The following is a 10,710-nucleotide window of genomic DNA, read 5'->3' as shown; positions in this document are numbered from 1 at the left end:
TCGTCGGTTCAAATCCGGCCCCCGCTACCAAAATAAATAGAGGCAGATCAATGATTTAGTTGATCTGCCTTTTTTTATGCCTGCTCGAAAAGTGGCTCTGTGCCCATCTTGTGCCCATTCTCTCTCTTCTGACTTACCCCAGCTTCTTTACAAACCAGTTTTCGCCACTGCCGGTTAACAGCAGCTTATCCCTTGCGCGGGTCATGCCGACATAAAGCAGGCGCACTTCTTTTTCCAGCTCTTCTTCCCCATCTTTCAGACCGCCCAGGCCTGCCAGCACCACGGTATCGAACTCCAGGCTTTTGCTGCTTTGGCGGGTCAGCAGAGTTACGCTTTCCGCATTCACATCGTAATGCTTTTTGTTGTTACTGCTTTTCAGGCAAGCACAGGGGATATTCGCACTCTTGAGTGCTTGCTGCAGGGTGTCAGCCTGTCGGTGGTGACCATAAATAACGGCGATATTATTGAGCGGATGACCGTTTTGTTGCCACTTGCGAATACAACGGGCGATGAAGTGGGCTTCGTCGTTAAAGTTGTCGAACTTGCGAAATTGCGGGGCTGGGCCACTATTGCCTGCTACCTCAGGGGCGATCAGGGGAATGTTGTCTTCATCTGCATCCTGGGCTTGCAGGAAATCCCTGGCAAAGTCGTAGGCGAAGCTAAGGATTTCGCGGGTGTTGCGGTAGTTGAGCTTAAGGATGGTGGTGCGGCCTCGGGCCTGGATACCAGCACTGGAAAGCGGAAACTTCAGGCTGCTGTTTTTCTTGTAGATGGATTGGGCATCGTCGTAGAGCAACAGCAGAGAATTGGTATCCGGGTCGATCATCTGGACGATGAGTTTCAGCCAGGTCTGCTCAAAATCGTGGCCTTCATCGATCATCACTGCGCTGTACTGGGCACGGGGAGTCTGATCCTTGTCCACGGCCTGGATGACGCTGGTGACCTGGCGCTCCCAGTATTTGTCACCATTTTCCGGCAGTAAATCAACATTGTTGGTTTTCAGTTGCTCGCCGCACCATTCGTGAAAATGATAGACCTGCACTTTCTCTTCGATACCCTTCTCGGCAATAAAGCTGCGCAGTTTTGCCGCCAGCGTGATATTGAAGCAGAGCACCAGGATTGGCTTGCTCACGGCCTGGGCAAGTGAACCACTACAAATGGCATCCGAAAACCCTGCTGAGATTTAAGCAGAGAATCCGGCAACTCACCAACCGAAACTGGGGCGTCAGCATGAGATACCAGCTCTTTAAGACCAGCCAGTACATTGCTGGTTGGATCAATTACTTTGGCATTGCCAACTGTTATCAAGAGTGTTACGAGCTTGATCACTGGATACGCCGACGAGTCCGTATGGCTTATTGGCGGCAATGGCGGAAACCCCGCACCAAGGTAAGAAACTTAATCAGACTAGGCGTTCGAGTGCAGGCTGCCGTGGCCTGTGGGATCACCAGCAAAGGCCCTTGGCGCAGCTCCAAAACACCGGGGATAAACCAAGCACTATCGGATGAATATCTGAAGAAAGCCGGGTTGGTATCACTGCGCGATGGATGGATCAAGCTTCACTACTGAGTGAAACGCCCTGTGCGGAGCCGCATGCAGGGTGTTGTGGGGGCTGGGGGCTAGACACCCCCGGCTACCCGATTGGAATATTAGGTTCCTAATCCCAAATACGGATCTCAGAGCGTCGAGTGATTTTTCCTGGGTCGATAAAATCCTCTTCTGCGATAGTTTTTTGCTCATCATATTTTTCTCGGACTTTGTTCAGTAAGTCTGCATTTTCGCGAACGCTAAGTGGTCCTGCCCATGGTGCAATGAAAAATAACGTAGGCTCCAAGTAACGACATAGAATTTCTGATCCAGAAACATCTACTAGTTTCCCATTAATCCGGGCCCATCCAGCATCATATTCTTCCCGCTTAATATAGATGTCTTTATATACGCCAACTTCTTCATAACTTTGAGCTGTTTCATAGTTCCCGCTTGGGTGCAGGCTGTCACTTTCAATTGCAAGGAAGCTCCCGCCAGATGCAAAATGTTTACTGATCCAAATTGCTTTAACATTTACTTCATAGAACTCGAAAATCCATGAAGCGTCTAATTTTGTCATTTTACTCACATGCCAGTCAGGAATTCCCTGAGTCATATATAAATCAAGGGCATTTAGGCTGGTGTGAAGGTAAGTTAGGATGTCCTCAACTTCTTCGGGGTCATCGATCTTGCGAATGGCTGCTCGGCTCATTCCCAAATCAGACATATATTTGTAGATAATCCGATCAAATAAATTCAGGGCGGTGACATTTTTGCTTCGCCTAATATTTTCCTGATGCTGCTCATCATTTTCTTTCATAAAATCTATGATAGCAGGGAGGCTTTGGAACCTATTGTTGGGATTGCGAGCTATCAGTTTTTCAATGATTAGTTGATAAATCCTGTATCGTGAATCTATAGAAACTAAATATAGCGGATCGTTTCCTCGAGATGTTGTTCCTCTGATGACCCAAAGTAATACCTGACCAACAGCGAACCAATCAGAGGCTTCGCTTATTTCTCCGACCTCAGGTTCAGACTGTTCAGGGGCAGAATAGAAAAAATTTGCAATCCTTTCTTTCTTAAGCGTTTCGTGCAATTTAACAAGTTGATCACTGTCGAAACTTGCGATATCAAAATCTCCTATGAACATTTTTCCATCAACTATAAAAATATTCTCTGGTTTGATATCTCTGTGTATTATTCCAGATTTATGAATCTTGGCTACAGCGTGAGTGAGGGCGTCAAAAACCTTTTTAAAAAAATCAAAATCACGTCCCTTTTCTTCGACATATTTATCCAATGTGGAATCAGCCTTGCGCATGATTACATAAGGGATGGAAAGTAAATCTGATACCTCAAGTATTCCAAAATTGATCAGTGGTAATGTAACGCCAATATGCTGAACATTTACGAGATTAACATATGCTTGTTTGAATCGCTTGTACGCCTTACTTTCCTTTTTAGAAACATTTTCTAGAAGAAACTTAATTGCGTACTCACACTCTGTATCTTCATATGTAGCTAACCTAACAATGGAGGTTCCTCCTTGGCCTAATTGCTTCCCAACATGAAAATTACCCAAAGGGGTTGATAGGTTAGGTGATTTCTTTAGGAATGATGACAGATCATTGATAATTGGATTCACTTATACTCCTTGATGTATTGTTTTTTCAACAATATTTCCAACATTATTTTTTCTTGCGCATGCCTACTATCGACCATATCTCAGTGCTCAATTTCCTGCCTTGCCTGCCAGCAAGCCGTTGTTTTAACTACCCTTACTGATAAATCCAGCAGACAAGTGCGCATGCTTGAAAACTTTTGCGCATTAGGTGTTCTGGTACGCTACCGCCCCAGGATGTGAGATGTGCTGCTTCGCATCCTGCGGGTGGGTGTGTCCTTTACTGCTTACCTTGTACCAAACATGCCCTTGACTGACAACTCCTGGCTTTATCACGAGCAATGCCCTGATTATTATTTGCAGAAGTGTGATGTGAGTCACCTTACACGCTTGTGCCGACAAGATTTTCAGCATAGGGTCATTCCAGACACTTTTAGACCCTCTACCCAAGGAAGCGGCATGAATTTCCAACTCGGCAGAACAGCACTGAATCTTGCAATACTGGTCTTGTCAGTGACGATTGTGGCAGGTTGCATTGATATTTCAGGCAGCGGCAGTACGGATACAACCGATACCAGTACAACCACATCCAGAACAACATCAGCAATTTCCAATCCCATGTCTGAACAGGAAATTGATGATTTTATTCAGGCGATCAATCAGTACCGAGCTGAAGGTGCTTCTTGCGGTACTCAGGGGGTATTTGGTGCACAAGCACCACTGGTCTGGAATCAGAAATTAGCGGTGGCTGCACAGGTGCACTCCAACGATCAATATGAAATGAATGACATGAGTCATACCGGCTCAGATGGCTCCAAACCAAGTGAGCGCATCACACTTCAGGGTTATGAATGGAGCAGCGTCCGAGAAAATGTGGCCGAAGGGTATTTTTCAAGTATAAGCCAACTGGCTAAAGCCTGGATGGATAGTGATGGGCACTGTGCCAACATGATGGCCAGTAATGTTACCGAGCTGGGAATTGCGGCAACACGTCTGGACAATGGCAGTGGCTTCTGGACATTAAAACTGGCTAAGCCCAAAGCTCAGTGACGCCCTATTACGTGTGATTGCACAGTAAATAACGGCTAGGAACAGACCGACCAATCTTCAATACGAAGATCCGGTACACGTTCAAATTCTCTGGTATTGTTCGTCACCAGCACACAGCTTGTTGCAATCGCATGACCTGCAATGGCTGCATCATTTGCACCTATCGGTGTGCCGCGCTCAGCCAGATAGTGTTTAATGCTTGCTGTAGCCTCTACAGCCATCTTATCCCAGGGCAACACGCCATCAACACGCTCCATGAACAGGTCAACAATCAAATTGTGCTTTGGCGAAGCCTTTTTGCCGATGGCACCAAACCTGAGTTCAGCGTAAGTAATGGCTGATATAACTAATCTGTCTTTATTCTCCACATGGCCTTGCAGAACTTTTAATAGTGTTGCTGGGCGTTCGCGCATGATGAATGAACAGATGTTTGTATCAAGCATATACACTTTCTTCAAAGTACAACCCGCCCATCTTCGATAACGTCGGTACGATCAGTCAAAAAATCTGAATCTGCCATCGGAGCATCAGCAAAGCTTGACCAGGTTTTGCGAACAGGGCGCAGTACAAGAACGTCACCCTCACGAGTTATTTCAACCTCGGACACACCTTCAAATTCCAGTTCCTTGGGGATTCTGACGGCCTGGCTACGACCATTGGTAAACAATGCTGCAGTTTTCATAAACACCTCAAAACATGAGTCACTTCTGTTTTAGATTAGCACTCAAAAGGCATATGTCAAGCATATGCACGTGGAGGTAGCTGGATCAGCTATCCCTATCAGAAATCAACCTTGTTACGCAGGGTTTTGGTTTTGCCTCGCAGGGTTTTGGTATCGACACGTCGTCGTTGTGAGCCTTTGGTGGGTTTGGTTGCGCGGCGTAGTTTGACAGGTTTGATGGCTTGCTGAATCAGTACTTTCAGCCGCTGCAGGGCATCTTGTTTGTTCAGCTCCAGGGTACGAAAGCTCTGTGCTTTGATCACGATCACCCCATCCTGGGTGATCCGCTGATCGGGGAATTTCAGCAAGCGTTCCTTGTAGACAGGCAACAAAGAGGAGCGGCGGATATCAAAACGCAAGTGCACCGCACAAGCTACTTTGTTGACGTTTTGTCCACCGGCACCCTGAGCACGAATCTGCTGGAATTCAAACTCCCAGTCTGCCAGCTGAATATTTTCTGTAATTTCGAGCAAAAGCGCCTCTCGGTTGAATGGTTTTCTGCCACTGACATGGCTGCAGGGCAGTGTACCAAGTCATTCATCTGACCTGAAGGCTATTGCGGGGGTGGGGGGTTAGCGGAATGCGACCAACTGCCTGCTGCCTTTTTTTAAGGCCTTGTTGCGGTACATGGCCACATCAGCCTTTTGTAGCAGCATCTCCAGTGTTTCACCATCGTCCGGGTAAACACTGACACCAACACTAAGATGAATCGCAATGTCCTGCCCACCCGGTAACTGCAGGCTGGCGGCCAGGGTGTGGGTTTTGTTGGCAAGCATCTGAGCATCTGCGTGTTGTTCAATTTCGTTTAATAACACCACAAACTCATCACCACCATAACGGCAGGCGGTATCACTGGTACGCAGGCAAGCCATGATTTTGCCTGCCAGTGCCTTGAGTATGGCGTCACCCGTGGCGTGACCAAGAACATCATTAATGTCCTTGAAGTTATCCAGATCTATAAACAGTAGTCCCACTCTTTTTTTGTGCCTGCGAGCCAGCGCCAGCGATTGTTGAAAGCGCTCATCAAAGGCATAACGATTGTACAAGCCGGTTAATGCATCATGCCGAGCCAGCTCAGCCATTCTGGTTCTGATTTCCGTGGAATAACAGCTGTCATGAAACACAATGACAACACCATTCACGGTGCCATCACTGGTGTGCAGGGGTGCGGCGGAGTCCTCAATGGATAGTTCACAACCATCGTGATTAATGAGCAGGGCATTATTTTCCAGCGGCACCAGAGCATTGGTGCTGATTGCTTTTCTAGCCAGCTCTTCTGCCCGTGGCCGACGTGTATCGGCATCCACAACCTGCAATATCTGCTGCAAAGGGCGTCCAATAACCTGTTCCCTGCTGACACCAGTCATGATTTCTGCCGTGCGGTTGATGTAGGTGATTTCCAGCAGCAGATTAGTTGTTATTACTGCATCACCAATACAATCCAATATCTCCCTGCTTTGTTTGTTTTCTATAATAAATGGCACTGAAACCTCACTCGGCTTTATTTACCGATTTTATTAACGATGGGCAGAACATGACTGTTCTGCCCACACGCTTGTGACCTGATCCGATGATCGAATTAGTTTTCGATAATCACTTCAACCCGGCGATTCTGCTGGCGACCCAGTGATGAGGCATTATTGGCAATCGGTTGATCCTGACCCTGACCTGAAGAGGACAAACGATTTGATGCAACACCACGCTGAGTCAGGTAGTTCCGTACCGAATCAGCACGCTCTTTTGATAAAGTTTGGTTGGATTCGGCATTACCAGTACTGTCGGTATGACCTTCAATCAACACACGGCGATCTGGGTACTCAGTCAGGAAACTTGCCAGGCGCTGAAGATTAGCATCCGCATTTGGCTGCAGCTGGGCACTACCGGAGGCAAACAGCACGTCTCCCAGAGTCAGAACGATGCCACGATCCGTTACTTCGGCCTGTAACGCTGCCAGCTGCTCTTGCAGGTCTGCCTGGCTACGCTTGGCACGATCCACTTCATCGGTGCGGGCTTTTAAACGTGCGTCATCTCTTTCTTGTGACAGACGCTTGCGCTGATCTTCAGCATAATTGGCAGTGGCTTTTGCCCGTGCAATCTTGATTTTCTGGTTAGCCAGATAAACACGATGCTCATTCAGCTCTACCTGAGATTCTGGCAGCGGCTCTTCTGCCAGCTTCACGGCCTGTTCGGCTTCTGCCATTTCCTGTCGTGCCCGGCTGCCCAGATTCGGATCTTGCTGTAATGCATTCAGGCTGTTTCGTGCCTGAATGGCAGCATCAGAACTTGTTGGTGTTGATGAACAGCCAGCCAGCAGCACGAGTGATACAACCAGCAGCATGACACCACCGGCACCACTCAACATCTGCTTGAGTTTTAAGGTTCTCATTTTGTACCTCCCATTCGATCCATTTCTTCAGTCAGCGCTTTTGCTGCACGCTCCATTTCCTGATTGACCAGCGCTGCCTTGGCACTCTCGGTTTTTGCCATCGCCAGCTTGGCCATCACCTCAGCCTCTTGTGCCAGTTGTTTTGCTTTTTCCATATTTTCTTGAGCAATGGCATCTTCAGCCAGCTTGATTTTTCCGCGTGCTTCGTTCAGTTCACCGCTGGCAAATTGGCGAGCATCAGCCTGTTCTGCGCGTGTTATGGCATCACGTGCATCAGACATGGCGGTTTGTGGAGCCTCGGGTTTTGCTGCACAAGCACCCAGTAACACCAGGCTTGCCAATAACAACAAGGGCATCAAAACTACCCGTACCGGGCGTATTCCAGACCATTTTTTCATCGTGTTACTCCTGCAGAAGTGTTTAAAGTCGGCGACCCTGTATCACGCGCACCAGTAATACGATGGCAGCGATAACAAGCAGAACATGAATAAAACCACCCATGGTGTAAGAGCTGACAAAGCCCAGTAACCAGAGCACAACCAGTACAGCAACAATCATTTCGAGCATGTGCAGCCTCCGTATTTACAGGATCAGCGGATGACCAGCAGGAGTAGTCCACCCACTGCAGCCAAAAAACCTCCTACCAGATACCAGACAGTTGAATTTGTGTAGCGACCTGCAACACTCTCAAAAATCTGCTCGCCGGTACTTTGTGATGCCTTAAAACCGAAATACAGCAGGGCGGCACCACCCAGTAACAGCAGAACGCCTAGAAAATTCTGGATATACATGATGAACGTCTCCGAATACGGACTGTTCGTGTCGGGTGACACGCCTGAGTCTTCAGGTGTTAGTAAAGCCTCAAAGCCTTGCACCGTCTGTGCGGTGACGAACAATCAAAAATTTGATTCATGTCAATTTTCTCTATGTGCGGTATCGTACATACAGTTTTCAAGGCGCTTATCACAATGGGTTTGCATAACAAACTGAGAAAACAGTGATGCCTAATTCCTTCAAAACCAGTAAAAGCAACCATCAAACTGCCTGCTTTCAGGATAATCGCCTGCTGAAGGCTATTTCTGCCGAAGTAAGGGAACGCATTTACCCGCACCTTAAACTGACGGAGTTACCCCTGGGTGCTGTGCTTTATGAGTCGGGTGATGTGATGGAAAGTGTTTATTTTCCGACCAACAGCATCGTTTCCATGCTGTATGTGATGGCAGATGGCCGCAGCGCAGAAATTTCAGTGGTCGGTTATGAGGGGGTTGTTGGCATCGCACTGTTCATGGGTGGTTTAAGCACTCCCAGCCGTGCTGTGGTGCAAAGTGCCGGGCAGGCTTATCGCCTGGAAAGCAAATTCCTGAAAACCGAATTTGCTTTAAATGGTGAGTTTCATCATTTGTTGTTGCGTTACACCCAGGCATTAATCACCCAGATGGCACAAACCGTTGCCTGTAATCGACACCACAGCATTGACCAGCAACTCTGCCGCTGGCTGCTGTTATCCATGGATCGCTTAAAGGGTGAGGATCTTTATATGACTCAGGAGCTGATCGCCAACATGCTGGGGGTAAGACGGGAAGGCGTCACGGAAGCCGCCGGTAAACTGCAAAGTGCAGGTGTCATTGAGTACAGGCGGGGGCATATCCAGGTACTGGATCGCCCGAAACTGGAACACCTCTGCTGTGAGTGTTACGCGGTGGTTAAAAAGGAAACCGACCGGCTGTTTGAGGAGTTCTCTTATCCTCCTGGTGGCCTTTTGCACCGTTTAAAAGACTGATCATACCTTCGTGTCCCAGCGAACTGACGCCCCTGCTGCATTGTATCAAAGTGTTACAATGGGGCAGGCTGCACTACCGCAGCCATGTTCTGCCAAGGGGACAAAACGTTGACAACAACCTTCAAACGGCCTGTAGCAAATTGGTTAATTGCTGATTTACCAAAGACGGAGCGTGATGAGTTACTGGATCACTGCGAGCTGGTTGAACTATCACGTGGCGAGGTGTTGAGTACACAATACTGCTCTTATAGCCATGCCTGGTTTCCCCTGACGGCTTTTATGTCGGTGATGACCTCAGTCACTGAACATCCACCGATGGAAATTGGCATGATCGGCCATGAAGGCATGTTGGGTGTCACCCTGCTGCTGGCCATTAACCAGGCACCACATCAGGCAATTATTACGGGAGCCGGGAAGGCGCTCAAAATTAACAGGGTCGTATTTAATGATCTACTTCCTGGTAGCCCTGTACTGCTTCAAAGTCTACAACACTACTGCTTCCAGCTGATGATGCAGATGGCACATACCATATCCTGCAGCCACTTTCATCGGGTCGAAGCACGTCTGGCCTGCTGGCTGCTTATGGCTCATGATCGAGTTGATGGTGACCGTTTTTATCTGACTCATCAATCCATTGCGGATTTGCTGGGTGTGCAGCGCAGTGCGGTAACCATTGCCTCCGGTACACTCAAACTGGGCGGTTTGATTGATTACTCAAGAGGCAGGATCAGCATTCTTGATCGGCGCGGATTAGAAAAAGCAGCCGGTGATTGTTATACAAGCTTAATCCGGCCGCTTGATGCTGAATACTCCACTCAATCCTGAGTACTGGGCACCACCCAGTCGGGCAAGTGGGTTCAGCTGTGCTGCATTAATAGTGTAACGCTGCTTTTGTTCATCCACCTGCACCAGTGCATCCCGGATATACACCTGCAGCAACTCGGCATAAATCACCGCCTGTTGTTGTGCTCCCAGATAATGAACATCATGCAACCGAGCCTGAAAGGCAACCGGGGCATTGTTCAGTCGTGGCAAAGGACAACCGGGGAACTCAACCAGTTGTTGATCCTGCAATAAATCCAGCTCGGATGTTTCATAAGGCAGAGTGGCAGCACTTGCGGTCACATCCTGCGCCTGCTCAAGACCAGGCAGATGAATCACAAAATCTCTGCCACTTAAAAGATTCCTGCGTGTGTCCTTGGGTTCATCGGCAGTTTTTTGGCCAATGGACAACATCACTATGGGCGGATCGGAACACACCGCATTAAAAAAAGAAAAGGGTGCCAGATTTAAGCCTCCGTCATCATTGGCGGACAATACCCAGGCAATGGGTCTGGGTACAATAACCTGAGTCATCAGGTGGTAACTGTTGTTGCTGCTGAGTTGTTTTAAGTCCAGTAACATCGGTGCACTCCAGTTATTGCCTGCCATAAGCACTGTAATCCTGGAAACGCTGTAAACTAGGCTGGCACTTGTTATTCTTAACATCTTGTTTAAGCTTCTTTTTAACACAACCTGCACGAGTCGCCCATGATGTCTTCTGCCTGTGATACCAGCAACCACCAACCTCAACTGTCACAGGCCAGAGCACCCCTGACGCTGACCACCCGCGTAATGAATGA

The 10,710-nt window shown here is 48.2% G+C and carries 15 protein-coding genes; 4 read left to right on the top strand and 11 right to left on the bottom strand.

Going from position 1 to position 10,710, the window contains the following annotated elements; translation table 11 throughout:
- Positions 1 to 133: 133 nt before the first annotated feature.
- Entirely contained in the window at positions 134 to 1,132 is a 999-nt protein-coding gene (locus tag IBX50_RS13550; RefSeq protein ID WP_292256663.1) for a 3'-5' exonuclease, read from the bottom strand.
- Between the two features lie 11 nt (positions 1,133 to 1,143).
- Here IBX50_RS13550 and IBX50_RS13545 point away from each other — a divergent pair, with 11 nt between their 5' ends.
- Positions 1,144 to 1,569, top strand: a complete 426-nt coding sequence (locus IBX50_RS13545) for a group II intron maturase-specific domain-containing protein (RefSeq protein ID WP_292256661.1) — start codon at positions 1,144 to 1,146, stop codon at positions 1,567 to 1,569.
- 88 nt (positions 1,570 to 1,657) lie between these two features.
- Here the strand turns inward: IBX50_RS13545 and IBX50_RS13540 are convergent, their stop codons facing one another.
- Complete coding sequence (locus tag IBX50_RS13540) at positions 1,658 to 3,175, bottom strand: protein kinase (protein ID WP_292256659.1); 1,518 nt, start codon at positions 3,173 to 3,175, stop codon at positions 1,658 to 1,660.
- Positions 3,176 to 3,610: 435 nt separating this feature from the next.
- Here IBX50_RS13540 and IBX50_RS13535 point away from each other — a divergent pair, with 435 nt between their 5' ends.
- Positions 3,611 to 4,201, top strand: coding sequence for a CAP domain-containing protein (locus tag IBX50_RS13535; RefSeq protein ID WP_292256657.1), 591 nt, complete (start codon positions 3,611 to 3,613; stop codon positions 4,199 to 4,201).
- 35 nt (positions 4,202 to 4,236) lie between these two features.
- Here the strand turns inward: IBX50_RS13535 and IBX50_RS13530 are convergent, their stop codons facing one another.
- The 8 genes from IBX50_RS13530 to IBX50_RS13495 form a co-directional block, all read right to left on the bottom strand.
- Positions 4,237 to 4,644, bottom strand: a complete 408-nt coding sequence (locus tag IBX50_RS13530; protein ID WP_292256655.1) for a type II toxin-antitoxin system VapC family toxin — start codon at positions 4,642 to 4,644, stop codon at positions 4,237 to 4,239.
- Positions 4,645 to 4,655: 11 nt separating this feature from the next.
- Positions 4,656 to 4,883 carry a type II toxin-antitoxin system VapB family antitoxin gene (gene vapB / locus IBX50_RS13525; protein ID WP_292256653.1) on the bottom strand — a complete coding sequence of 76 codons (228 nt, stop codon included), beginning with the start codon at positions 4,881 to 4,883 and terminating at the stop codon, positions 4,656 to 4,658.
- Between the two features lie 98 nt (positions 4,884 to 4,981).
- A complete protein-coding gene (gene arfB / locus IBX50_RS13520) occupies positions 4,982 to 5,395 on the bottom strand; it encodes an alternative ribosome rescue aminoacyl-tRNA hydrolase ArfB (RefSeq protein WP_292256651.1) in 414 nt (137 codons plus the stop codon).
- 99 nt (positions 5,396 to 5,494) lie between these two features.
- Positions 5,495 to 6,406: a diguanylate cyclase gene (locus tag IBX50_RS13515; RefSeq protein WP_292256649.1), complete on the bottom strand. Its 912-nt coding sequence runs from the start codon at positions 6,404 to 6,406 to the stop codon at positions 5,495 to 5,497.
- Between the two features lie 95 nt (positions 6,407 to 6,501).
- On the bottom strand, positions 6,502 to 7,308 hold the full coding sequence (locus tag IBX50_RS13510) for an OmpA family protein (RefSeq protein ID WP_292256647.1): 807 nt from the start codon (positions 7,306 to 7,308) through the stop codon (positions 6,502 to 6,504).
- A complete protein-coding gene (locus IBX50_RS13505; RefSeq protein WP_292256645.1) occupies positions 7,305 to 7,706 on the bottom strand; it encodes a DUF4398 domain-containing protein in 402 nt (133 codons plus the stop codon). The genes IBX50_RS13510 and IBX50_RS13505 overlap by 4 nt, the downstream gene beginning before the upstream one ends.
- A 22-nt stretch (positions 7,707 to 7,728) precedes the next feature.
- Entirely contained in the window at positions 7,729 to 7,875 is a 147-nt protein-coding gene (locus IBX50_RS13500; RefSeq protein ID WP_292256643.1) for a lmo0937 family membrane protein, read from the bottom strand.
- Between the two features lie 23 nt (positions 7,876 to 7,898).
- On the bottom strand, positions 7,899 to 8,099 hold the full coding sequence (locus tag IBX50_RS13495) for a DUF3185 family protein (protein WP_292256642.1): 201 nt from the start codon (positions 8,097 to 8,099) through the stop codon (positions 7,899 to 7,901).
- Positions 8,100 to 8,308: 209 nt separating this feature from the next.
- On the opposite strand from IBX50_RS13495, the gene IBX50_RS13490 reads away from it, so the two are divergent.
- Positions 8,309 to 9,088 (top strand): Crp/Fnr family transcriptional regulator, encoded by a 780-nt coding sequence (locus IBX50_RS13490; protein ID WP_292256641.1) that lies wholly within the window; start codon positions 8,309 to 8,311, stop codon positions 9,086 to 9,088.
- Positions 9,089 to 9,196: 108 nt separating this feature from the next.
- Positions 9,197 to 9,913, top strand: coding sequence for a Crp/Fnr family transcriptional regulator (locus IBX50_RS13485; protein WP_292256640.1), 717 nt, complete (start codon positions 9,197 to 9,199; stop codon positions 9,911 to 9,913).
- Here IBX50_RS13485 and IBX50_RS13480 read toward each other — a convergent pair.
- Positions 9,872 to 10,519, bottom strand: a complete 648-nt coding sequence (locus IBX50_RS13480; RefSeq protein WP_292256638.1) for a flavin reductase family protein — start codon at positions 10,517 to 10,519, stop codon at positions 9,872 to 9,874. The genes IBX50_RS13485 and IBX50_RS13480 overlap by 42 nt on opposite strands.
- Positions 10,520 to 10,710 lie beyond the last annotated feature (191 nt).

The sequence above is a fragment of the Marinospirillum sp. genome, from assembly GCF_014859565.1.
This window is presented reverse-complemented; position numbering and strand designations above follow the sequence as displayed.

What these genes read in the sequence shown, in the direction of transcription:
- IBX50_RS13535 (WP_292256657.1), top strand. Translation starts at nt 3,611, where the DNA reads ATGAATTTCCAACTCGGCAGAACAGCACTGAATCTTGCAATACTGGTC.
- IBX50_RS13530 (WP_292256655.1), bottom strand. Translation starts at nt 4,644, where the DNA reads ATGCTTGATACAAACATCTGTTCATTCATCATGCGCGAACGCCCAGCA.
- vapB (WP_292256653.1), bottom strand. Translation starts at nt 4,883, where the DNA reads ATGAAAACTGCAGCATTGTTTACCAATGGTCGTAGCCAGGCCGTCAGA.
- IBX50_RS13510 (WP_292256647.1), bottom strand. Translation starts at nt 7,308, where the DNA reads ATGAGAACCTTAAAACTCAAGCAGATGTTGAGTGGTGCCGGTGGTGTC.
- IBX50_RS13505 (WP_292256645.1), bottom strand. Translation starts at nt 7,706, where the DNA reads ATGAAAAAATGGTCTGGAATACGCCCGGTACGGGTAGTTTTGATGCCC.
- IBX50_RS13500 (WP_292256643.1), bottom strand. Translation starts at nt 7,875, where the DNA reads ATGCTCGAAATGATTGTTGCTGTACTGGTTGTGCTCTGGTTACTGGGC.
- IBX50_RS13495 (WP_292256642.1), bottom strand. Translation starts at nt 8,099, where the DNA reads ATGTATATCCAGAATTTTCTAGGCGTTCTGCTGTTACTGGGTGGTGCC.
- IBX50_RS13490 (WP_292256641.1), top strand. Translation starts at nt 8,309, where the DNA reads ATGCCTAATTCCTTCAAAACCAGTAAAAGCAACCATCAAACTGCCTGC.
- IBX50_RS13480 (WP_292256638.1), bottom strand. Translation starts at nt 10,519, where the DNA reads ATGGCAGGCAATAACTGGAGTGCACCGATGTTACTGGACTTAAAACAA.